The organism is Anabaena sp. AL93, from assembly GCF_001672085.1.
Lineage (GTDB): Bacteria > Cyanobacteriota > Cyanobacteriia > Cyanobacteriales > Nostocaceae > Dolichospermum > Dolichospermum heterosporum.
Window position 1 is genome coordinate 26,054 of sequence record NZ_LJOU01000025.1, and the last position, 22,169, is coordinate 48,222.

Genomic DNA, 22,169 nt, shown 5'->3' on the forward strand with positions numbered 1-22,169 from the left:
CTGTGGTTATTGTTTTTAATTTGTGAGGATTAACAGTAAAAGCATGGGAGAAGAAATTGCAATTTCCCTAAAAAATGTATCAAAGTGCTTTAAGCGTTATGCTCGTCCTGTAGATAGGCTTAAAGAATTGTTGTTACCTGGAAAATCCTATGCACAGGAGTTTTGGGCTTTAAGAGATATTAACTTAGATATTTGTAAAGGCGAAACTTTTGGGATTATCGGACAAAATGGATCTGGTAAAAGTACACTTCTACAAATTATTGCGGGGACACTAACACCAACTACAGGACAAGTATTAGTTAATGGCAGAGTTTCGGCTTTATTAGAATTAGGAAGTGGTTTTAATCCTGAGTTTACTGGGAGGCAAAATGTATTTTTTAATGGACGTATTCTAGGTTTAAGTCAGGAAGAAATAGAAAATAAGTTTGATGATATAGCTGCTTTTGCCGATATTGGGGATTTTATCGATCAGCCAGTAAAAACTTATTCTAGTGGTATGTTTGTCAGGTTAGCTTTTGCTGTAGCAGTAAATGTTGAACCAGATATTTTAATTGTTGATGAGGCTTTAGCGGTTGGGGATATGTTCTTTCAACATCGTTGTATCCGCAAAATGCGTGCATTGATGGATTTTGGAGTCACAACTTTATTTGTTTCCCATGATCCTAGTACAATAAAAACATTATGTAATTGGGCAATCATGATTCATGATGGGGCAATAATTAGCACTGGTTCACCAAATATAATAATTAAAAAATATTTAAAATTAGCGACAGAATTAGATATGGGTTTAACACAGATAGATACAAAATTGGAACAAGAGCCAAATAGGGAATTTCTAGATGTAACCCAAGATAATAAATCACATTTGTCGCCTACTTATGATAAAACACCTATTGATAAAAATCCTGGAAATTTATTCCGCAGAGGAAGCGGAAAAGCTAGAATTGAAGGTATTAAGTTACTGAATAATTTAGATGACAATGTTGGTGAAAGTTCTATCTTTGAATTTAATCAAGAGGTTGTGCTATTAGTAAGAATAAAAGTTTATGAACATCTCGAAAGTTGCATGATAGGTTTCATTATTTGTGATAAAAATGGAAACGAAATTATTGGTAGTAATACTTATGAAGAGAACATTAAAATTGATGAATTACAACCAAATGAAGAATTGGAAACTAAATTTAAATTTAGTTTGCCTTTAAGACCAAGTTCATACAGTGTGACAGTTGCAGTAGCTCAGGACTATGAGACTTTAACCTTAGATTGGATTGATAATGCGTTAGTATTTCAGGTGCTGCCTCCGAATACAAATAAAAAAATTACCGCTCTTGTGGATGTTAGGATGGAGGTAGAAGTCAGGGGAAACGCATCTAAATTTTATTGACAAAATACCGATTTAATGTATAAACCAATAAATCCCAATTTATCCTTTGATTGATTTTTTCAGAGTCATAGTGATGGACTAAAATATTGTCAATAACGGTCGTTAATGCGAATATTTTGGTCATTATTGAGATTAAATTGCCCTTATTGATAAGATGCGTTTCCCCTGAGGTAGAAGTGTTGAAATTAAATCAAATTAATTAGAGAGAGTATATGCACCAAAGTTCAATAGATAAAATGCAGTCCTTTAAGGATAAATACCTCCAAGATAAGCAATCGGACAAACTCATTATATTTGATCTAGGTAGTCAAAATATCGGAGGATCTTACAGTCCTATTTTCGAGTCCCCAAACTGGGAATATTTTGGAGTAGATGTAGAAGCAGGAGAAAATGTAGATATTGTTATCAGTAATCCTTATAGATGGGATGAAATACAGTCTGGTTCTGTTGATGTCCTAATCTCTGGACAGACATTAGAACATATTGAATATTTCTGGATCACAATAATGGAGATTGCTAGAGTCTTAAAGTCTGATGGAATATGCTGTCTTGTTGCACCTTCGAGCGGTTACGAACACAGATATCCAGTAGATTGCTGGAGGTTTTATCCAGATGGTATGAGAGCAATAGCAGAATTTGCTAAACTCGAAGTCTTAGAGACATTTACTCAGTGGAAAGATGAAGATTATGCTGATGGTAGTAATGTTTGGCATGACTCTGTTTTAATAGCAAGGAAGCCACTTGATAATAAAGAATTAGTGATTGAATCTCAGCATTTTAACGAACGTTATCTTGAGATTTTAACGGAAAGAGGACAAACAGATTTATATCGGTTTCAGTTGCAGCGTTCTCAATCTGATCTAGCAAATTTGCAAAGTAAACTTCATCAGACAGAATATTATGCCCAACAATATAAATCTGAATTAGAGGTTTATAAATCTGAATTAGAGGTTTATAAATCTGATTTAGAACAATCTCAGCAATGTATAAAAGCTATGGAGAGTAGTAAGTTTTGGAAGCTCAGAAAGGTTTGGTTTAAATTTAAGGAGCTTACAACAAAATAAGGTATAATTTATCATCAAAATACAATATGCCTTATGTGAGTTGGAGTGGCAAAAAAGAAGTGGGAAATCTCTTAGAATTGGTAAATCACAACTATGAAAAAAATGAATTATAAGCATTTCTTTAAGAATAATTTACTCAGAAAAATATCTGAGATAACTACTTTTAGACAGTACCCTATTTGGATTGATGGTGCAAGTTTTACTCTCGCCGGAACTGAGTTCTTCATGACCCATAATCCAGAGGATTTAAAGCGTTTACAAACAACAGAGGAGAGATTCCTGCTCGGTAAGACTCGTAACCTAGTAACAAACACTGTTGCTATGCGAGACTCAGAGAGTATCAAGCAAATTGTAGATATTGGTATTTATAAAGGAGGTAGCATAGCTTTGTATGCCTTGTTATTTAGTCCTTTAAAGTTGGTTGGTATTGAATACTCCACAGAACCTGTAGAACCTTTAGATAAGTTTATTACTAAAAATGGGTTACGAAGGCAAGTTAGCACCTACTACGGTGTAAATCAAGCGGACAGTAAGCGGTTAATACAAATTGTGGATGCTGAATTTGGTGGAGTGCAGCTTGATCTAGTTATAGATGATGCATCACATTATTATGCTGAAACGAGATCCTCTTTTGAAACACTTTTTCCAATGTTAAGACCTGGAGGGATTTATATTATTGAAGATTGGGGCTGGGCTCATTGGGCAGGGGATGAGTGGCAAAATAGCAAGTATTTCCCGGCAAGCAGCCCTTCGTTGACTAATTTGTTGATAGAAATTTCCATGTTGTGTGCATCTCGACCTGACTTAGTGGCAAGCTTACAAGTTGAACATTCGGTGATTACAGTGCGGAGAGGTAATGCTCAATTTGAAGCAGAAGAATTTAAATTGGAACAACAATATTTGAATCGAGGTAATAAATTTGAACCAATAATATGATGAAATTTAATGAAAGAACTAGTAGAGTTGACCGGAATTCGCTTTTTCGCTGCTTTTGTTGTCTGTGCTTACCACTTTAGTCCCGGCTTTGGACTTACTAACGTGAGTACAATCTTGCGACCAGCAGCAATGTCTGCTGTGTCATTGTTTTTCATTTTGAGTGGATTTATTCTTAGTTACAGTTATCTAGAAAAACTGCAAACTATCAAATTGAGGTATTTTTTCTGGGCTAGATTTGCGAGATTAGCTCCAGCCTTCGTGACTGTCATGATTGCAATGATTCCAATACGTCTACTCTTTTTAATGAGTTCACCTGAGAGCGCGAGAATAGCATATAGAATCTCTATTGATTCACCAATTCTCGGAATTTCTTGGTTGGCTAATTTATTGTTAGTAGCAGTATTTGTGCCAGCGCTAAATCCCTGGCTATATTTTTGGAATCCTCCAGCTTGGTCACTTACTGCTGAAGCCATTTTTTATATAGGATTTCCGGTTGTAATTAGTCTATTCAAGAAAATCAAAAGCGAAAGATTTCTTCTTTGGACTTCGGTAATAATTTATGGATTACTTTGCCTGATAACAGCAGGAATATTTTCTCTGGTAATGAACATTCCCTTTGATATATTTCCTTTGTGGTACAAAAGCAGTCTCAATTTAGGCGGAACAGTTCTAGCTGAAAAAGAAGTCAGAAGTTATACTTTTACATATTTTGTATATCTTTTACCATTCTTAAGATGTTTGGAGTTTTGGGTTGGTTGTTCTATTGGCTGTTTTTTTCTCCGGTTAAGAGAAAGAGAAAGATTACCGAAAGGGAATATTCGGAACTTATTGCTGGTGACATGTGTGCTGCTAATGTACCTTGTCACCAAGTAAATAATTTAACTGTCGGAGTAGTTATTTATCCAGTTTACACTCCTGGATTCACCTTGTTGATTTTTACTTTAGCTTCTGGGAAGACTTTTGCGTCAAGTCTACTAAGTCACAAATTAATAGTGAAACTTGGCAAAAGTAGCTATGCCCTGTATATCTCACATTATGCGGGTATGGCAATTTATCAAAATCTAGCTAGTATTGGTATTGTATTTCCTCAAGGAATTTACTTCATAGTATTAGGCTTATGTTTGGCGATATCTTTAGTAATTTACGATTTTGTGGAAGTTCCTGGACAGCAGTGGTTAATCAAGATCAGTAAAGCTAGAAATTGAAAGTTATGAAAATTACATTCATTAAGTATAATATCATAATTCATTGCTAATTATTATATACAGCAGTTTCCGGTTTTAAAAGGTACAGAGATACAAGATAAAACCCTTCTAGTGCAGGCACCTTGCCCCAAGCATGATGTACCTCACTTGAATGGGAATTGCTATAAACACCAAAGATGTTACAATGCCGAAGAAATGATCGCAAATTTAGAGTGTTTCTTGTAAATTTAAAAGAAATCTTAGTTTATTCAGTTATATGATTCAAGACAAGCAGCTTAATTATACCTATGCAGTTGATCCTGACTCTGATACAGCAGCAGCTAATGTATTAAGATTTGTAGGCAAGCACAACAAAGTTTTGGAAATTGGTGCAGGACCAGGATCAATTTTACAAGTTTTGCAAGATATCAATCAATGCAAAATAACAGCGATTGAAGTTTATCCTGATTATATTGCAAAACTCAAAGAATTTTGTCCTAATGTGATTAGTGCGGATTTAAATGACCCGCAGTGGAACAAAATTTTTGCGGAAGATCAAAAATTTGATGTTGTTGTTGCGGCCGATGTTTTAGAACATCTATACGATCCCTTGCAATGTCTTAAAAACATGACTACGCTATTAAACGATAGTGGATCTATTGTTATTTCATTGCCCCATATAGGACACGCTGTTATTGCTGGTTGCTTGTGGGATGGAGATTTTGAGTATGGTGAATGGGGTTTATTAGATCGCACTCATATACGATTTTTTGGTATAAAAAATATCCAAAACTTGATTGAAGATGCACATTTAAAAATTATTGATGTTAGTTTTGTAGTCCGATCACCAGATCAAACTGAGTTTGCCGAGCGTTGGTCACGGTTGCCCCAAGGGTTCAAGAAAGAAATTCTGTCTAACCCTTTTGCTTGTGTTTATCAGGTTGTACTTCATGTTGTTCCTGAAGCCTTTCAAGGTAATTCTATACAACTTGCTCAAGTTCCTGTACCTTCATGTCAGATAATTCCTTTTGGGATCTTAAATAAAACCTATGGCTTGACTGGTTTCTTGCGTAGTATTGTGCGTAAAGTGCTTTCACAAAACCAAAAAAACAAATTACAATTATATCTGAAAAATTGGGGAATTCATGTCTAAAAATCCAAAACTTATCGCATTTTATCTAACACAATTTCATCCTATCCCTGAAAATGATGAGTGGTGGGGGAAAGGATTTACAGAGTGGACAAATGTTACCAAAGCTGAACCATTATATAATGGACATTACCAACCACATCTACCTGCTGATTTTGGCTTCTACGATTTACGAGTACGAGAAACTCGACAAGAACAGATAAAATTAGCAAAGGAATTTGGAATCGAAGGGTTTTGTTATCATTATTATTGGTTCTCTGGCAAACGTCTATTAGAAAAACCATTTAATGATATGTTGGCTGATCCAAAAAGTGATATGCCATTCTGTATCTGTTGGGCAAACGAAAATTGGACCCGCCGTTGGGATGCAGCAGAACATCAAATACTGATTGCACAGAATTATACGGATGAAGATGATTTAAATTTCATCAAGGATCTTATCCCTGTTATAAAAGATTCTCGCTATATCAGAATAAATGATGCCCCATTCATCATTGTCTATAGACCCCAGCAACTACCAAATGCCAATAAAACACTTGCTGTTTGGCGGGAGTATGCACGAAGTGTGGGCATTGAGGAACTGCATTTATGTGCTGCTCTAACACATGGAAATACAGATTACAGTCAATTTGGTTTTGATAGTGGAGTTGAATTTCCTCCTCATAATCTTGATGGTATTAGCATATCAAATGATAATGTCAGTTTTTACAACAAGTTTTTGGGTCATGTTATTCCTTATGAATTAATAGCTAAGTCCTATTTAAGTAGGAGAATTGAAAACCAACTTATTTTTAAAACTGTTTTTCCATCATGGGACAATACAGCCAGACGCGGTAGCCGCGCTTTAATTGTTCCTAATGGTACACCTTCAAACTATGAATATTGGTTAGCTCAATCAATTGAGTTAACAAAAAACATCCATAAAAATCAGGAAAGTTTTGTATTTATTAATGCCTGGAATGAATGGGCTGAAGGATGCCACCTTGAACCCGATAGAAAGTATGGTCATCAGTTTTTAGAAGCAACTTTACGTGCTGCATCTAACTCATCTACTTTAATAGATTTCCCAGATAAGGCCGTATTTAAGATGGAAAAGCGTAAGTTTTTAACGGACACAAGTGAGGTAGTATCCTATCATTTTTCTATGCTGTTTACACAAATACGCTCCTGGTTTTCTGCACATCCAAAGCTCAAAACTGTCTTACGCATACCTATTAAAATCATAGGTCGTCTCAATTCATTTGGAAAATAAATTTTCTTGATAATCTATCATTCTCTATGATATAGCAATCCTAAATTATTTGTAAAAAAAATGGCTGAAAGGTTTGTAAGTAAGTACTTTTTATCTCCGTATTTTTCTTACATTTTAACTCAAATTGCTATATCAAGATTTATATATTGAAATTTATGCTTAGATACATCAACAAATATTAACATGATAAAACAGCGGTATACATCGGTGATAATTTCAATTATCTTAGTTAACTATAATGGTGCAGATGTTTTAATAGATTGTTTAAACTCTCTAGAAAAATTCATTCCTAGAGATAACTGTGAAATTATTGTAGTAGATAACAACTCTCAAGATAATAGTGTAGATATTCTTAATGATAAATTCCCTAATATCAAACTAATTAAACTACCAAAAAACGTTGGTTTCGGAGCAGGAAATAATGCTGGTGCAAAAGTAGCTAAAGGTGAATTTATATTCTTATTAAATACTGATACAATAGTTGAAAGTAATATTTTACCTCATTTAATAGAATTAATGTCCGAAAATACAGATGTAGGAATTATTGGACCTAAATTACTTTTTCCAGATGGAAGTTTCCAAATTTCTTTTTCACCGGAAATTAGCCTTAAAGGAGAATTTGCAGCAAGAAAATTACATAAAAATGCTGAAGATAAAAATAATTTACATATTATAGAGAAGGATTTTCAAGATATTAAAGAAGTAGATATTGTCGTCGGGGCAGCATTTTTTATTCGAGCAGATTTATTTAATTTATTAGGTGGTTTCGACGAAAAATTCTTTATGTATTTTGAAGAATCTGATTTGTGTCAGAGAGTTAGAAATGAAGGTTATAAAATTCTATATACTCCTCATGTATCTCTAATTCATATTAGAGGATATTCTGTTAAGAAAATATCTAATAAAATGGCTGTAGAATATAGACGTAGCCAGATTTACTACTATCATAAACATCGTCCGATGTGGGAGATATTGCTATTAAGAATATATTTACTATTTAAGTTTTTATCTGAATATCTCAAAACATCTAATCCCTATAGTGTGGAAATTCTCAAATTAATTTTTATGTATAAGTAATAATGTAATCACTAACAAATATCTTCCTAATAGACATCTCCGAAAAATATTGTAGAGACGTTCCATGGAACGTCTCTACAAGGGTTTCAAGTCACGTACATTTAATTCTCGGAGATGTCTAATGACTAATGAGAAAATAACAAAAATTCTTCTGTCAGGATCACTTCTCACCTTAAAATCATATAAGTAGGTTGGCGTTGAAAATTGTCGTTATGGCAAGGCAAAAGGCAAGAGGCAATAGGCAAGAGTGAAGAGGGTTTGGGCGATTTTACGTTTCTTTACACAGTTTGGTTTTATTGTGTTCACCTACTTAATCAAATTATGATAAACTAGGAGAAGAAAGAAAACTAAATATTAAAATACAGATGATTTTAACTCATATTCACACAAAAACAATGGCAAAAGACATTTTTCACCAACAGGTAAAAAATGCTTTAATAAAAGGAGGATGGAATATTACCCATGACCCCTTAACCATTCACATTAGTGAAGCAGTTAAACTTGATCCTAAACAGGAGGAGGTTCGACAATGGATAAAATAGAAAAGTATAGACAATTTATCACACAAATTTTAACAGAACACGCCCAGATTTGTACCACAAATGATACAGTCAAAGCACAACTAATATTTGATAGTGAACATGACCATTACCAACTCAATTATATCGGATGGCAAGGCGATAAACGAGTGTTTGGACCAGTGATGCACTTTGACATTGAAGACGGCAAAATTTGGATTCAGTACAACGGAACCGAAGAATCTATAGCTGAAAGATTAGTGCAAATGGGTGTACCAAATTCAGATATTGTCCTTGGTTTTCATTCTGCTTTTAAACGGCAATTTACACCTTATGCAGTACAGTAATATCCTACTCGTTAAAAATGAGAAATGCAATTACTCACTAATCTTTTATTCTTACTTGCCAAACCCACAGGTACAACTATTTACGCTCTGAATCTTTTACCTCATTTACAAAAACTTGAGCCGATACTTTTAACTTCCCAATCTTTCCCTGATTATAACTGCTATCAAACTCCTCCTAACTTAACATCAGAACAAGGATTGAAAGGACATTTAAACCGCTTATTATGGACACAATTCCAATTAAAAGTTATAATCTTTATAGAACTCATGAGAAAAATAGAGCAATGACAGAAAAAACCATCTCAGCAGACCTAGACGTAGAAACAGCAGAGCGAATTAGTGTATTATCAAAAATGGAAAATCGCTCAATATCCCAAATAGCCAGTGCTTCAATCAAGCTAGGAGCTATGTTACCTCATGATGCTTGGTCAGCACTCTTACAGTTAAATGGGGTTGCTTCTGAAGCACAGTGGCAAGAAATTAGTCAAGAAATTACAAGAGTTTTATTGCACCATCAATACAAACTCGCTCAACAAAGAATTGCCCAAAATATAGATAAAAATTGGTTAAATTCTTTAGAAACTGAAGATGATTTACTCTGTGCTTCAGTTGAGTTAACTCGTGATGTCTAATCATTTACGCTTATGTCTTGATCTCAATATTTGGTGTGCGGCATTATTAGCTGATATCAAAGAAAATCAAAATATGGCTACACCACGCAAGCTATCAGCTTGTCAAAGTATAGTTGATACAGTTCGTTATGGTCGCTGTTATATGGGAAAAGTAGAACTTGTGATTTCTTGGGGAATGTTAAATCGTTTAGAAGAAGTTTTATTAAGATTAACTCCCTTGGCTGAGGATGCGTCTTTTTATGTAGATGTTATCCGCAGTTATGCTCAAATTCAGCCTCAATTAACATTAGGAGGATCAGGTGTTATTCCTATTAGTGATATAGAAGATCAGCACGTTTTAGAAACAGCTTTAGCTGGTCGAGCTAATCTATTAGTGACAGCTAATTTTAAAGATTTTTTAAATAAAGATATTGAACTTATCATTCCTGAAAGACATAGTATTTATAATTCTCCTATCCATGAATTTCACATTGTTCATCCTTATTTAATGATTAATTGGCTAAATCAAGGTAATATTCCTGAAATTCTGTAATCTTTATAATAAAAAAAAGAAAATAAAAATTATATGGGCTTATTTAAAACTGAATTTGTATGAATAAAAAATATTAATAACTGAACTAACTAAAAATTAAAAATGCAATTACTCACTAATCTTTCATTCTTACTTACCAAACCTACAGGTACAACTACCTACGCTCTTAATCTTTTACCTCATTTACAAAAACTTGAGCCAATACTTTTAACTTCCCAATCTTTCCCTAACTATAACTGCTATCAAACTCCTACTAACCTAACCTCAGAACAAGGTTTGAAAGGACATTTACGCCGTTTATTGTGGACACAATTCCAATTACCAAAAATCTATCAAAACCTCAAATCCCAACTTTTATTTTCCCCTATTCCCGAGGCACCTTTATATACTAATTGTCGGTTTGTTGTTACAGCATTTGATATGATACCACTGCGGTTTCCTAAACGCTTTTCACCATTGACGACATACCATAAATACTATACTCCTGAAGTTTTTAAACAAGCAGAACATATTATTTGTATATCAGAATCAACAGCCAATGATATCACCCAATTTTACCAAATTCCTAGTAATAAAATTACACCAATTCTCTTGGCGGGAGATAACTCACATTTCCAATTCCTGAACCTTCCTACCCGCAATTACTTCCTATATATTGGTCGTCAAGACCCTTACAAAAACCTCCAAAGACTAATTACCGCTTTTTCCGCATTACCTCACAAAAATGATTATGAACTATGGTTAGCCGGACCCTATGATCAACGTTACTCTCCATTATTAGAAGCACAAACTCAAGAATTAGGAATAAGTCATCTTGTTAAATTCCTTAACTATGTTTCCTATGACGAATTACCAATAATTATTAATCAAGCATTAGCACTTGTTTTCCCTACTCTGTGGGAAGGATTTGGTTTACCGGTTTTAGAAGCAATGGCTTGTGGTACACCAGTTATTACTTCTAATATTTCCTCACTTCCAGAAGTTGCGGGAGATGCTGCTATTTTAATTAATCCCTATGATGCGAGGGAGATTACAGCAGCAATGCAAGCAATTATTAATGATTCAGAACTGAGAAAACAACTTTCAGAAAAAGGTCTGAAAAGAGCAAATCAATTTAGTTGGGAAAAAACTGGAAAAGCTACAGTTGAGGTTTTAAAAGAATATCTTCGATCGTAGCAGAGTAGCAGATCCCCGACTTCTTAAAGAAGTCGGGGATCTGATTGTCCTTCAAATGTCCTTTATTTGATCATGCTTATTTCTTTAACATCTTATTTAATGGGTGAGGAGGGAATCGAACCCGCAACCAATTGATTAAGAGTCAACTGCTCTACCGTTGAGCTACTCACCCGCTTATTAGATCATGATATCAGACTTTTGACTTTTGCGCTAGTGTTGCATGGTTTAAAAATCGTTAATTTTCCTGGGGTTTGATTAATAAGTAGTGAGACAGAATTAATTACACAATTTCATTGCGTAAGCGTTGCGTGGCGTTAGCCATATGGAACGACGTGAAATGAAGCAATTCCAAGGGTTGTGATTGCTTCCCTTCGCTCGCAATGACTGTAAATATTTTTGTCCAATTACTTATTCCTTTTCCCTCTCCTCTTAGGAGAGGGTTAGGGAGAGGTGCCTTTATTAATTGTTGAATCACGAAATTTATCAACAGATTGCTGAAGACACTAAACAACTACAACAGTGGGAATTGCATGATAAAAGTAATGCGATTGTTCATGCTCATAACTTGAATAAATCCACCTAAACGCTGTACTATTGTTTTTACTAATGCCAATTCTAAGCCGGTGTTCTGTGCTTGCCAGGGGGAATGTTTGGGAATGCGGTAAAATGGCTGAAAAACTTGTGACAGTTTATGGTGAGGCATCTCTACACCAGAAATAATGATTTTTAATTCTACCGTGTTTGCATTCACATCGGCGGTAACTGTAATTGATTCACCTGCGGGAGCGCATTGACAAGCTTGGTTGAGTAGCAGGGTAATAATTTTTTCTAACTCGGTGATATCTGTGGATAAAGGAGGAATTTCTCTGGGGATATCTAAGTGTAATTGTTGTTGCTGACAATTGGTAACATCTCGAAAAGATTCAACCATGGAAAATAACCAAGTTGAAAAATCAATAGTAATTAAATTAGGAGGTTCAGGATCGATTTTCAGATATGTCAAGGTAAGAAGATCGGTAAGCAATTTATCTTCTCGTCCACATTCATGATGGAGAATTTGTAATAGTTGGCATACTATTTCTATATCTATAATCCCCGGTGGTGTCATGAGACTTTCTAGGGTTTGCACAGCAAGATTAATATTAGTAATCGGTGTGCGTAATTCTTGGGCAAGATGTCTGATAAATTCGTTGTAATGATGTTCTCGGGTTGCAATTTCTTGAACTTGGGCTTTGGTTTTGGTGTAGAGTTGAGATTGACAGATGGCGATCGCACATTGATTAGCTATTTGCTGTAAAAAAGATATTTCTAATTCTCCAAATTTTGCCTCTGTATGCCGAATTAGCCAAATATTGCCCAAAACACCTTGATAATCAAAAATCGGACAAGCCAATTGACTCATCATCTGTAAGCCAGAATCATGTCCGGGAACAATTTCTATAGATTGCCAGATTTGTTTTTGCAATAGAGATTGATAAATTCGGGGGAAATCAGCAACTTTTGTGGTTAAACCTTGAAAATGGGGTAAACTCGCACTATATTCGTAGGTAACTGTAGCAGCAGTCAAACAGGGATTATAAAGTTCAATTTGACAGCGATTAAGTTGTAATAAATCAACTAATTCTTGAGTAATAATTGTTAATATTTTGCGATCATCCAGACTATCGCGGATATGTTCAGTAATATATTGTAGCAATCCTTGGAATTTCTGAATTTGCTGTATCTTTTGAATATTTTCCTGTCTTTCTAACTCTAATTGGATTTGTAAATATTCTACCTGCTGTTGTAATTGGGCAACGGATGTATCTCCACCCAATTGCATAGATACTTCTGAACAAAATATGGGTGGAGATGGTAATTGTGTCCATTTGGGGATGGATTTAACTCGATTTAGATTCATGCAATAGTTTAGGAAAGAAATAATGGATAATTGATCATCGGGGAAGAGGTAAGTGGAAATAATACTTACTCATGACTGATTTTTCCATCTGCCTATTACCTATTCCTTAGAGGATGTTTGAAAAGTGGTATTCCGTAATTTTCATCACATTGCTACCCCCCTTTCCCCTTGTAAAGGGGGGAAACAATAAAAATCCAGTTCCCTCCCCTTTACAAGGGGAGGGTTAGGGAGGGGTAAAAAATATTTGATACATCAACCATAACTTTTCAAACACCCTCTTAACGAAGAAATGACATGAGTATGAGCGAGCATACCAAATATTGTGTATTGCTGATAACAACCCTTGTGACGGTTTGTAAACAGGTACGTTAAGTTACAGCTAATCCCATAACGCTATTTTACTGCATTGTTAAAAATTAATACTAATCTTGATAAATCTGCAATTATTTACAAAATCATAATGTTTTACCCCTCCCTAACCCTCCCCTTCACAAGGGGAGGGAACCAGATTTTTCTTGTTACCCCCCTTTCCCCTTGCAAAGGGGGGTAACAATGTGATAAAAATTACGGAATACCACTTTTAAAGTATCCTCTAAGGGTTTTGTTATAATCAATCCTCAATCACCATAAAAGAGACGCAAGAGCCGGATTTTGTTGGGTTTCGCGGCTCAACCCAACCTACAATAAATATTGTTTTACATAAAGGGAACGGTAGAGCCAAGGAATTTTACCTTGAGTTTTGATTGCTTGGGCATTAGCAATGACAGTATTTCGTTCTCCGGCAATTTCTTTAAGTAGTGAGACAGAATTAATTACACAATGTCATTGCGTTAGCGCAGCGTGGCGTTAGCCATAGGGAACGAAGTGAAATGAAGCAATTCCAAGGGTTGTGATTGCTTCCCTTCGCTCGCAATGACTGTAAATATTTTTGTCCAATTACTTATTAGGAAAATAAGCCATGTTAGCGGGTATCTATATTACTATTTTATGAATATTTTTGGTTTTGTATTTCCAGCAACAATAACATCTGTACTTGCTGGATTTTGCAGTGCCTTGGCGTTTTTAATCACGGGTGTGTGTATTATGATAAGTGGGAAATATAGCAATCCTCAATTGAGTTAAAAATAAGTTTTTTGCCTGTTCCCTGTTCTTCCGTTGCCATTCTCCATTTATATGACTAACAATTCAGATTTTCGGATTGAAAAAGACTCGATGGGCGATCGCCAAATTGCCAATAACGTATATTATGGGATTCAAACCCAAAGGGCGATCGAAAATTTCCCCATTAGCGGGATTAAACCTTTATCCACTTATATAGATGCTGGTTTATATATTAAAAAAGCCGCCGCTATTGTCAATGGAGAATTGGATTGTATTCCCGCAGATATCAGCAAGGCTATTATTCAAGCTACTGATGAAATTTTAGCAGGTGCATTACGAGATCAATTTGTCGTTGATGTTTATCAAGCTGGTGCGGGAACTTCTCACCACATGAATATTAACGAAGTTTTGGCAAATCGCGCTTTAGAAATTCTGGGAGATCAAAAAGGTAATTATAAACTCGTTAGCCCCAATGATCATGTAAACTACGGACAGTCTACCAATGATGTCATCCCTACAGCTATTCGGATTGGTGGCTTACTGGCACTTTCTCGCACTTTACAACCAGCTTTAGAACAGGCAATTTCGGCTTTAGAAGCCAAAGCTACAGAATTTCAAGATATCGTCAAATCGGGGAGAACTCACCTCCAAGACGCTGTACCCGTGCGATTAGGGGATAATTTTCGGGCTTGGGCGCAAATTCTCTCAGAACACCAAAACCGTCTTTACATTGCTTCTGGGGATTTAATGGTGTTGGGTTTAGGTGGTAGTGCGGCGGGAACAGGTATGAATACTCACCCAGAATATCGGCAAAGAGTTGTGGATATCCTGTCGCAATTATTGGAATTTCCCCTAGAACCAGCACCCCATTTAATGGCTGCTATGCAAAGTATGGGGGCTTTTGTGAATGTTTCTGGGGCGTTGCGGAATTTAGCCCAGGATTTGGTGAAAATATCCCACGATTTACGGTTAATGGATTCTGGTCCCAAAACCGGATTTAAGGAAATTCAACTTCCTCCAGTCCAACCTGGTTCTTCAATTATGCCCGGAAAATATAATCCTGTGATGGCAGAGATGACATCAATGGTATGTTTTCAGGTAATGGGATATGATAATGCGATCGCTTTTGCCGCCCAAGCTGGACAATTAGAATTAAACGTAATGATGCCCCTCATTGCCTATAATTTAATTCACAGCATTGAGATTTTAGGTAACACAATTTCGGCTTTAACCACAAGCTGTATTCAAGGAATTACTGCTAACAAAGAACGTTGTTTAGCCTATGCTGAAGGCAGTTTAGCATTAGTCACCGCCTTAAATACCCACATCGGTTATTTGAATGCTGCGGCTGTAGCTAAGGAATCTTTAGAAACAGGTAAATCTCTCCGGCAAATAGTTCTCGAAAAAGGTTTAATGACAGAAACAGAATTAGCAACAGTCCTGGATTTAGACCAAATGAGTGCAATTGTTCCTTTAAAATAAGTACAAAATACAAGATCCCCGACTTCTTTAAGAAGTCAGGGATCTGATTGATAGCCTATTCAGGAAATATCTCAAAACCAGCACAATGTAGTGGACTAATAATACTAAAAATAGGTTTATTTAAAGTAAAAATCTTAGTAATATTCATCCTTTCCGCAATAGCAACAATCGTTGCATCCACAAAGTTTAACTTACTATCAGTATATTGGTCTAGAATCTCCATCACCCTTTTTAAATCAGTTTTATCAATCCCTTCAATAATGACATTACTATTAGCTAATTCAGTTAAAACCTGTCTTGTTGTCGGATATCCTAACCGAGAAGCAAGCAAATGACAAACTTCAGGTAAAACTGTTGTTGGTAAAACCAATACTTCCTTTGAATCAACTATAACATCAAGGATACGCCCATAATTTTCGTCCTTAATATCAACAATTGCCACTAAGAAACTTATATCTAAAATAGCCGTCATAATTATTTATTTACCTCATGATTAAATTCCTTGATACCTCTAGTTGGAACAATTTCCAGTTCTCCGTTTTCTGTATCTCTGTCTGATAAATTGGATTCACTAGACTCTCCTATACCAGCAATACTTAATAAAAAATTACTCTCCCCTGGTTCATTATTAATAGCCGCAGGAGTTAAATTAAGCTTAAAAAGTAAAGATTCAATAAAATCAGCTAATTCAGGAAGTGCTGCCAGTGGAAGTTCATTAATAGCTTGAGATAATTGTTCGTGGGTGAGACTTACAGAATCCATAATTGATATCATCCTTCTATCGAAATAACTTTTATCTGTTTTCAAAGAAATTGGTATTAATTTCTTCTTGGTTTTCCTATTCTTATATAAATTTAGTTTCTATTGTTATATAATAACGCAATTATTCCCCATGCAAACACAAAAACTATTTGTTAGTCTAATTCGGGCTAAACCCTTAAACTTATTATATGTAAAGCTGCACGGAATCATAAAATCCATTCATTAATTCATCCCTTATTATCCGCGGTCAATTATTCTGTAAATCTTATTCAACTTCTTGATATTGACTATCTGTACTATTAAGAAATATAAATTAATTGTAAAAAATAGCCTAACTCCCTTACGAATATAGGCTTTTGGGGAATTTGTCATTATTTATTAGCCAAGGCTTGACATTATTTATGGTAAATACTACCATAAATAAAGAGACATTCTTGGTAGGGGCATCTCAGATGACAACTTTCCTAGATATAGACTATGAAAGGAAAAATCCCGAATTAAATCTCAGTTGTGAGGATTACAGCTTACTAACAGACCTTTATCAGCTAACAATGACAGCTTGTTATGTTGGTGAAGGTATAGAACAGAAGCAAGCGAGTTTTGAATTGTTTGTCAGACGCTTACCTGATGGTTTTGGCTATTTAATAGCTATGGGTTTAGCCCAAGCTTTGGAATATTTGACTAAATTCCGGTTTAATGACAGTCAAATTGCTGATTTGCAGTCAACGGGAATTTTTACCCACGCAAATGAGCGTTTTTGGCAGCTTTTGCGGGAAGGTTGCTTCACTGGAGATGTGTGGGCAGTTGCGGAAGGAACAGCGATATTTGCAAATGAACCTATACTGCGAATAGAAGCACCCTTATGGCAAGCGCAAATAGTAGAGACATATCTTTTAAATACTCTGAATTATCAAACTCTAATTGCCACCAAAGCCGCAAGATTAAGGGATATAGCGGGAGAAAAAGCCACACTTTTAGAATTTGGTACACGCAGGGCTTTTAGTCCCCAAGCCTCTTTATGGGCAGCGCGGGCGGCTTTGGCAGGTGGTTTAGATGGTACTTCCAATGTGTTAGCGGCGCTACAACTAGGACAAAAACCAAGTGGGACAATGGCACACGCTTTAGTTATGGCTTTATCAGCGTTAGAAGGGAGTGAAGAACAGGCTTTTACGGCATTTCATCAATATTTTCCCGGTGCGCCATTATTAATTGATACTTATGATACCGTTGCTGCGGCGGAGAAATTAGCAGAAAAGGTCAATGCTGGAAAAATGGAATTATCTGGAGTCAGGTTAGATTCTGGGGATTTAGTCAGTTTATCAAAACAAGTGCGATCGCTCTTACCGAATATCTCAATATTCGCCAGTGGTGATTTAGACGAATGGGAAATTAGCCGACTTAAACAAGAAGGAGCAGAAATTGATAGTTATGGATTAGGCACAAAATTAGTTACAGGTTCACCAGTCAATGGAGTTTATAAACTTGTAGACATTGAAGGAATTCCCGTCATGAAAGAATCAAGTGGTAAATTCACTTATCCAGGTAAAAAACAAATTTTTCGATCCTTCTTAGATGGTAAAATACATAAAGATAGATTAGGCTTAACAGAAGAAAAATCTGACCATGAAAAATCTTTATTACAGTTAGTAATCAAAGCAGGTAAACAATTACAAACACCAGAAACTTTAACAATCATTCGTCAACGAACTGCGGCATCAGTTGCTAGTTTACCAGCAGAAACAAGAAGAATAGAAAATCCCACTTCCGTCAAAATTGAAATATCAGAACCATTACAGAAATTGACAAATAAAACGAAAAAAAGAGATAAATTAATATAATTTCTCTTACCTCTGCGTCCTCTGCGTCTCTGTGGTTCGTTTAAATTACTCTAAAAATTGCAAAAAAGCAGAATCAAAAATCATGAAAATAGCCTTATTTGGTACAAGTGCTGATCCTCCAACTGCTGGACATTTAATAATTCTCAGATGGTTATCTGAACGTTATGATTGGGTGGCTGTATGGGCGGCGGATAATCCTCTAAAATCCCAACAAACGCCTTTACCGCACAGGGCAGCAATGTTAGAACTGTTAATTAAAGATATCAATGTTGCTAACCAAAATATTGCCTTAGAACAAGATTTGAGTAGTTGGAAAACTCTAGAAACTGTAGGTAAAGCAAAATTAAAATGGGGAGAAGATATTGAATATACTTTAGTAATTGGGGCTGATTTAGTCAATCAATTGCCGCGCTGGTATCATGTTGAAGATTTATTACAACAAGTGCAATTACTGGTAATTCCCAGACCAGGATATATAATAGATGATTCTAGTTTAGAAAAAGTTAAACAAATCGGAGGAAAAATTAAAATTGCAAATTTAATTGGTTTAGATGTTTCCTCTACCGCCTTTCGTGAACAAGGAGATATTAATACTCTCACACCTCCCGTCATTGCCTATATTCATCAACAGCATTTGTACGAATGCCAATACGTAACCAAAAAAAGATTCTAAACTCCATAAATCAACAACCTTTAGCTGACTTTAAAGTTGGTGTTGATAATGTGATTTTTTCTGTAGATACTGCTCAAAATCGGTTGTTAGTTCTCTTGGTCATGCGACAGCAAGAACCATTTTTAAATGATTGGAGTCTTCCTGGTACTTTAGTTCGTCAAGGAGAATCTTTAGAAGATGCTGCTTATCGGATTATGGCTGAGAAAATAAAGGTAAATAATCTTTATTTAGAACAACTTTATACTTTTGGTGGTCCAAACCGTGACCCCAGGGAAAAAATTGATAGCTATGGAGTCCGTTATTTATCAGTTAGTTACTTTGCTTTAGTCAGATTTGAAGAAGCAGAATTAATTGCCGATAAAGTGGCGGGTATTGCTTGGTATCCCGTCAAACAATTACCACAATTAGCATTTGACCATAATGAGATTATTACCTATGGACATAGAAGATTAAAAAACAAATTAGAATATAGTCCTATAGCTTTTGAAGTCTTACCAGAAACTTTTACTTTAAACGATTTGTATCAACTATACACTACAGTTTTAGGAGAATGTTTTGCCGATTATTCTAATTTTCGAGCGCGGTTACTCAAATTGGGCTTTTTATGCGATACTGGCATTAAAGTATCACGAGGTGCCGGTCGTCCTGCAAGTTTGTATAGGTTTGATAAAGAGGCTTTTGCACCATTTAAAGATAAACCTTTGGTGTTTATTTGAAGAAGGCAAGAGGCAAGAGGCAAGAAGGCAAGAGGCAAGAGGCAATAAGTAAGAAGGCAAGAGGCAATAAGTAAGAAGGCAAGAAGGCAAGAGGCAATAAGTAAGAAGACAAGAGGCAAGAGGTAAGAGGAATTTAAGATATTATATTAGGTTGAAAGAGGAAGTTAAAATGGCGGAAATAAATGATTTTAAAGATTTACTTATTTGGCAGAAAGGTATGGATATAGCTGAAAAATGCTATTTTTTAACTAAAAACTTTCCTAAAGAAGAAATTTATGGCATGGTTCAACAAATTAGAAGATCATCTGTTTCTATTCCTGCTAATATTGCAGAGGGTTATGGAAGAAGATCGTCTAGAGATTACGCGAGATTTTTAAATATAAGTCAAGGTTCAATTAATGAGTTGGAAACGCATCTTATTGTATCAGAAAGAATCGGATTATGTACTTTGAATGAAATTGATTTGATTATTAAATTGCTTCACGAAGAAACTCGAATGATTATTGCTCTTATCAAAAAATTAGAGTTATAAACGATTGTACCACGCACCTCTTGCCTATTCCCTCTTGCCTCTTGCCTATTCCCTTTTTTATGATCATGAAAATCGCTATCGCTCAAATTAATCCTATTATTGGTGATTTACTAGGAAATACTCAAAAAATCCTGGAAATGTCACAACAAGCAGCATCAGAAAATGTTCGTTTATTATTAACACCTGAATTATCTATTTGTGGGTATCCACCAAGGGATTTATTATTAAATCCTAGTTTTGTGGAATCAATAGATAAAACATTGCAAAAATTAGCTGAAGATTTACCTGCAAATTTAGCTGTATTGGTGGGAACTGTGGTTAAAAATTCCCAAGCGCACATTTCTGGAGGGAAAAATTTATTTAATAGTATGGCTTTATTAGAAAATGGCAAAATCCAGCAATTTTTCCATAAAAGGCTATTACCAACTTACGATGTTTTTGATGAAAAACGCTATTTTGAACCAGGACTACAAGCCAATTCTTTTAAATTAGATAATCTTCATATTGGTGTGACAATTTGCGAAGATTTATGGAATGATGAGGAATTTTGGGGTAAGCGGAGTTACGCAGTTAATCCCATTGCTGATTTAGCAAATTTAGGAGTTGATTTAATTGTTAATTTATCTGCTTCACCCTACACTGTTGGTAAACAACATCTGCGAGAAGCGATGTTAAAACATAGTGCAGTTAATTTTCAACAACCAATTATTTATACAAACCAAGTTGGCGGAAATGATGATTTGATTTTTGATGGACGCAGTTTTGCTTTAAATAAACAAGGTGAAATTGTTTGTCGTGCTAAAGGTTTTGTCTCTGATTTTTTGACCGTTGAATTTAATGCCGATAAACGGGATTTACAATTAGGTCATATTTCGCCCATTGATGAATCTGAAGATGAGGAAATTTGGAATGCTTTGGTTTTGGGAGTTAAAGATTATGTGGGTAAATGTCGCTTTTCTAAAGTATTGTTAGGTTTAAGTGGGGGAGTTGATTCTGCTTTAGTAGCTGCCATTGCGACTGCGGCATTAGGAAAAGAAAATGTGATTGGTGTGTTAATGCCTTCTCCCTATAGTTCAGAACATTCTATTAGTGATGCTTTAGCATTAGCAGCAAATTTAGATATTCAAACCCAGATTTTACCTATTGGGGAATTAATGCAAAGTTTTGATAAATCTCTTGGTGAGTTATTTGCTGGAACAGAATTTGGGATTGCGGAAGAAAATCTCCAATCTCGAATTCGTGGTAATTTATTAATGGCAATTTCTAATAAGTTCGGTTATCTGCTTTTATCTACTGGCAATAAATCGGAAGTTGCTGTTGGTTATTGCACTCTTTATGGTGATATGAATGGCGGTTTATCGGTGATTGCTGATGTTCCTAAAACCCGCGTTTATTCCCTCTGTAAATGGTTAAATTCCCATCAACAAAAAGAAGTTATTCCCGCAAATATTCTCACCAAAGCACCCAGCGCGGAACTTAAACCGGGTCAAGTTGACCAAGATTCCCTACCACCTTATGAAATTTTAGATGATATTCTCGACCGTTTGATTCATCAACATCAATCAGCAGCAGAAATTATTACCGCAGGTCATGAATCGGCAATTGTAGATAGGGTATTACAATTATTATCCCGTGCAGAGTTTAAACGCCGACAAGCTGCACCGGGATTAAAAATCACTGACCGTGCTTTTGGGACTGGTTGGAGAATGCCTATTGCTAGTAGTTGGTCTGTGTTGCGGAATATATAGGACTTTATTTTTACTGGAGTTTTTTTAACGAACCACAGAGGCACAGAGTTCACAGAGGAAGAAAAAGGAGGATAAGTATATATTTATGGGGTGGTTGTATTTGATTTAGGAAAGGTGACAATCTTTGTTTTAGCTACTATTTGCCTAAAAAAGAATTTTTTTGTT

23 protein-coding genes and 1 tRNA gene are annotated in these 22,169 nt (G+C 35.4%); 20 read left to right on the forward strand and 4 right to left on the reverse strand.

Translation table 11 applies throughout. The features are described from left to right. Positions 1–43: 43 nt before the first annotated feature. The 14 genes from AN486_RS08635 to AN486_RS08700 all read left to right on the forward strand — a co-directional run bounded on the left by AN486_RS08635 (position 44) and on the right by AN486_RS08700 (position 11,252). Entirely contained in the window at positions 44–1,384 is a 1,341-nt protein-coding gene (locus AN486_RS08635) for an ABC transporter ATP-binding protein (protein ID WP_190383797.1), read from the forward strand. A 212-nt stretch (positions 1,385–1,596) separates the two neighbouring features. Beyond that, complete coding sequence (locus AN486_RS08640) at positions 1,597–2,448, forward strand: methyltransferase domain-containing protein (RefSeq protein WP_190383796.1); 852 nt, start codon at positions 1,597–1,599, stop codon at positions 2,446–2,448. A gap of 102 nt (positions 2,449–2,550) precedes the next feature. Beyond that, positions 2,551–3,384: a class I SAM-dependent methyltransferase gene (locus tag AN486_RS08645; protein WP_190383795.1), complete on the forward strand. Its 834-nt coding sequence runs from the start codon at positions 2,551–2,553 to the stop codon at positions 3,382–3,384. A gap of 9 nt (positions 3,385–3,393) precedes the next feature. Beyond that, entirely contained in the window at positions 3,394–4,257 is an 864-nt protein-coding gene (locus AN486_RS08650; RefSeq protein ID WP_290600179.1) for an acyltransferase, read from the forward strand. After that, the gene (locus AN486_RS08655; protein WP_290600180.1) at positions 4,224–4,589 is read left to right on the forward strand and encodes a hypothetical protein; all 366 of its coding nucleotides are present in this window, start codon (positions 4,224–4,226) and stop codon (positions 4,587–4,589) included. The genes AN486_RS08650 and AN486_RS08655 overlap by 34 nt, the downstream gene beginning before the upstream one ends. 256 nt (positions 4,590–4,845) lie before the next feature. Continuing rightward, positions 4,846–5,721: a class I SAM-dependent methyltransferase gene (locus AN486_RS08660; protein WP_277875732.1), complete on the forward strand. Its 876-nt coding sequence runs from the start codon at positions 4,846–4,848 to the stop codon at positions 5,719–5,721. After that, positions 5,714–6,970, forward strand: coding sequence for a glycoside hydrolase family 99-like domain-containing protein (locus AN486_RS08665; RefSeq protein WP_190383791.1), 1,257 nt, complete (start codon positions 5,714–5,716; stop codon positions 6,968–6,970). The genes AN486_RS08660 and AN486_RS08665 overlap by 8 nt, the downstream gene beginning before the upstream one ends. A gap of 183 nt (positions 6,971–7,153) precedes the next feature. Continuing rightward, positions 7,154–8,047, forward strand: a complete 894-nt coding sequence (locus tag AN486_RS08670; RefSeq protein ID WP_290600181.1) for a glycosyltransferase family 2 protein — start codon at positions 7,154–7,156, stop codon at positions 8,045–8,047. Positions 8,048–8,412: 365 nt separating this feature from the next. Next, positions 8,413–8,589: a XisH family protein gene (locus AN486_RS08675; RefSeq protein WP_242032361.1), complete on the forward strand. Its 177-nt coding sequence runs from the start codon at positions 8,413–8,415 to the stop codon at positions 8,587–8,589. Then, positions 8,577–8,912 (forward strand): XisI protein, encoded by a 336-nt coding sequence (locus tag AN486_RS08680; protein WP_137909152.1) that lies wholly within the window; start codon positions 8,577–8,579, stop codon positions 8,910–8,912. Before AN486_RS08675 ends, AN486_RS08680 begins: the two co-directional genes overlap by 13 nt. 24 nt (positions 8,913–8,936) lie before the next feature. Beyond that, complete coding sequence (locus AN486_RS08685; protein ID WP_039201225.1) at positions 8,937–9,200, forward strand: hypothetical protein; 264 nt, start codon at positions 8,937–8,939, stop codon at positions 9,198–9,200. Then, complete coding sequence (locus AN486_RS08690; protein WP_039201226.1) at positions 9,197–9,544, forward strand: hypothetical protein; 348 nt, start codon at positions 9,197–9,199, stop codon at positions 9,542–9,544. Before AN486_RS08685 ends, AN486_RS08690 begins: the two co-directional genes overlap by 4 nt. Further along, on the forward strand, positions 9,537–10,076 hold the full coding sequence (locus AN486_RS08695) for a PIN domain-containing protein (protein ID WP_053540006.1): 540 nt from the start codon (positions 9,537–9,539) through the stop codon (positions 10,074–10,076). Before AN486_RS08690 ends, AN486_RS08695 begins: the two co-directional genes overlap by 8 nt. A 102-nt stretch (positions 10,077–10,178) precedes the next feature. Then, entirely contained in the window at positions 10,179–11,252 is a 1,074-nt protein-coding gene (locus AN486_RS08700) for a glycosyltransferase family 1 protein (protein ID WP_290600183.1), read from the forward strand. Between the two features lie 100 nt (positions 11,253–11,352). Here AN486_RS08700 and AN486_RS08705 read toward each other — a convergent pair. Next, positions 11,353–11,424, reverse strand: a tRNA-Lys gene (locus AN486_RS08705). A gap of 339 nt (positions 11,425–11,763) precedes the next feature. Further along, entirely contained in the window at positions 11,764–13,152 is a 1,389-nt protein-coding gene (locus AN486_RS08710; protein ID WP_290600185.1) for a HAMP domain-containing sensor histidine kinase, read from the reverse strand. Between the two features lie 1,173 nt (positions 13,153–14,325). On the opposite strand from AN486_RS08710, the gene AN486_RS08715 reads away from it, so the two are divergent. Then, a complete protein-coding gene (locus AN486_RS08715; RefSeq protein WP_290600187.1) occupies positions 14,326–15,735 on the forward strand; it encodes an aspartate ammonia-lyase in 1,410 nt (469 codons plus the stop codon). Between the two features lie 55 nt (positions 15,736–15,790). Here AN486_RS08715 and AN486_RS08720 read toward each other — a convergent pair whose 3' ends face one another. Further along, positions 15,791–16,207, reverse strand: a complete 417-nt coding sequence (locus AN486_RS08720) for a PIN domain-containing protein (protein WP_053540001.1) — start codon at positions 16,205–16,207, stop codon at positions 15,791–15,793. A 2-nt stretch (positions 16,208–16,209) separates the two neighbouring features. Next, positions 16,210–16,497 carry a hypothetical protein gene (locus AN486_RS08725; protein WP_053540000.1) on the reverse strand — a complete coding sequence of 96 codons (288 nt, stop codon included), beginning with the start codon at positions 16,495–16,497 and terminating at the stop codon, positions 16,210–16,212. Positions 16,498–16,949: 452 nt separating this feature from the next. Here AN486_RS08725 and AN486_RS08730 point away from each other — a divergent pair, with 452 nt between their 5' ends. The 5 genes from AN486_RS08730 to AN486_RS08750 all read left to right on the forward strand — a co-directional run bounded on the left by AN486_RS08730 (position 16,950) and on the right by AN486_RS08750 (position 22,004). Next, on the forward strand, positions 16,950–18,335 hold the full coding sequence (locus tag AN486_RS08730) for a nicotinate phosphoribosyltransferase (protein WP_168467325.1): 1,386 nt from the start codon (positions 16,950–16,952) through the stop codon (positions 18,333–18,335). Between the two features lie 82 nt (positions 18,336–18,417). Then, positions 18,418–19,008, forward strand: a complete 591-nt coding sequence (locus AN486_RS08735) for a nicotinate-nucleotide adenylyltransferase (protein ID WP_190383783.1) — start codon at positions 18,418–18,420, stop codon at positions 19,006–19,008. Beyond that, positions 18,978–19,724 (forward strand): NUDIX domain-containing protein, encoded by a 747-nt coding sequence (locus AN486_RS08740; protein WP_290600191.1) that lies wholly within the window; start codon positions 18,978–18,980, stop codon positions 19,722–19,724. The genes AN486_RS08735 and AN486_RS08740 overlap by 31 nt, the downstream gene beginning before the upstream one ends. A gap of 169 nt (positions 19,725–19,893) precedes the next feature. Next, positions 19,894–20,256 (forward strand): four helix bundle protein, encoded by a 363-nt coding sequence (locus tag AN486_RS08745; protein WP_039200180.1) that lies wholly within the window; start codon positions 19,894–19,896, stop codon positions 20,254–20,256. A gap of 65 nt (positions 20,257–20,321) precedes the next feature. Beyond that, positions 20,322–22,004, forward strand: a complete 1,683-nt coding sequence (locus AN486_RS08750) for an NAD+ synthase (RefSeq protein WP_290600193.1) — start codon at positions 20,322–20,324, stop codon at positions 22,002–22,004. The last annotated feature ends 165 nt before the right edge of the window (positions 22,005–22,169 follow it).

Coding starts and splice junctions, on each gene's coding strand:
- AN486_RS08635 (WP_190383797.1), top strand. CDS start 44: ATGGGAGAAGAAATTGCAATTTCCCTAAAAAATGTATCAAAGTGCTTT.
- AN486_RS08640 (WP_190383796.1), top strand. CDS start 1,597: ATGCACCAAAGTTCAATAGATAAAATGCAGTCCTTTAAGGATAAATAC.
- AN486_RS08645 (WP_190383795.1), top strand. CDS start 2,551: ATGAATTATAAGCATTTCTTTAAGAATAATTTACTCAGAAAAATATCT.
- AN486_RS08650 (WP_290600179.1), top strand. CDS start 3,394: ATGAAAGAACTAGTAGAGTTGACCGGAATTCGCTTTTTCGCTGCTTTT.
- AN486_RS08655 (WP_290600180.1), top strand. CDS start 4,224: ATGTGTGCTGCTAATGTACCTTGTCACCAAGTAAATAATTTAACTGTC.
- AN486_RS08660 (WP_277875732.1), top strand. CDS start 4,846: ATGATTCAAGACAAGCAGCTTAATTATACCTATGCAGTTGATCCTGAC.
- AN486_RS08665 (WP_190383791.1), top strand. CDS start 5,714: ATGTCTAAAAATCCAAAACTTATCGCATTTTATCTAACACAATTTCAT.
- AN486_RS08670 (WP_290600181.1), top strand. CDS start 7,154: ATGATAAAACAGCGGTATACATCGGTGATAATTTCAATTATCTTAGTT.
- AN486_RS08675 (WP_242032361.1), top strand. CDS start 8,413: ATGATTTTAACTCATATTCACACAAAAACAATGGCAAAAGACATTTTT.
- AN486_RS08680 (WP_137909152.1), top strand. CDS start 8,577: ATGGATAAAATAGAAAAGTATAGACAATTTATCACACAAATTTTAACA.
- AN486_RS08685 (WP_039201225.1), top strand. CDS start 8,937: ATGCAATTACTCACTAATCTTTTATTCTTACTTGCCAAACCCACAGGT.
- AN486_RS08690 (WP_039201226.1), top strand. CDS start 9,197: ATGACAGAAAAAACCATCTCAGCAGACCTAGACGTAGAAACAGCAGAG.
- AN486_RS08695 (WP_053540006.1), top strand. CDS start 9,537: ATGTCTAATCATTTACGCTTATGTCTTGATCTCAATATTTGGTGTGCG.
- AN486_RS08700 (WP_290600183.1), top strand. CDS start 10,179: ATGCAATTACTCACTAATCTTTCATTCTTACTTACCAAACCTACAGGT.
- AN486_RS08710 (WP_290600185.1), bottom strand. CDS start 13,152: ATGAATCTAAATCGAGTTAAATCCATCCCCAAATGGACACAATTACCA.
- AN486_RS08715 (WP_290600187.1), top strand. CDS start 14,326: ATGACTAACAATTCAGATTTTCGGATTGAAAAAGACTCGATGGGCGAT.
- AN486_RS08720 (WP_053540001.1), bottom strand. CDS start 16,207: ATGACGGCTATTTTAGATATAAGTTTCTTAGTGGCAATTGTTGATATT.
- AN486_RS08725 (WP_053540000.1), bottom strand. CDS start 16,497: ATGGATTCTGTAAGTCTCACCCACGAACAATTATCTCAAGCTATTAAT.
- AN486_RS08730 (WP_168467325.1), top strand. CDS start 16,950: ATGACAACTTTCCTAGATATAGACTATGAAAGGAAAAATCCCGAATTA.
- AN486_RS08735 (WP_190383783.1), top strand. CDS start 18,418: ATGAAAATAGCCTTATTTGGTACAAGTGCTGATCCTCCAACTGCTGGA.
- AN486_RS08740 (WP_290600191.1), top strand. CDS start 18,978: ATGCCAATACGTAACCAAAAAAAGATTCTAAACTCCATAAATCAACAA.
- AN486_RS08745 (WP_039200180.1), top strand. CDS start 19,894: ATGGCGGAAATAAATGATTTTAAAGATTTACTTATTTGGCAGAAAGGT.
- AN486_RS08750 (WP_290600193.1), top strand. CDS start 20,322: ATGAAAATCGCTATCGCTCAAATTAATCCTATTATTGGTGATTTACTA.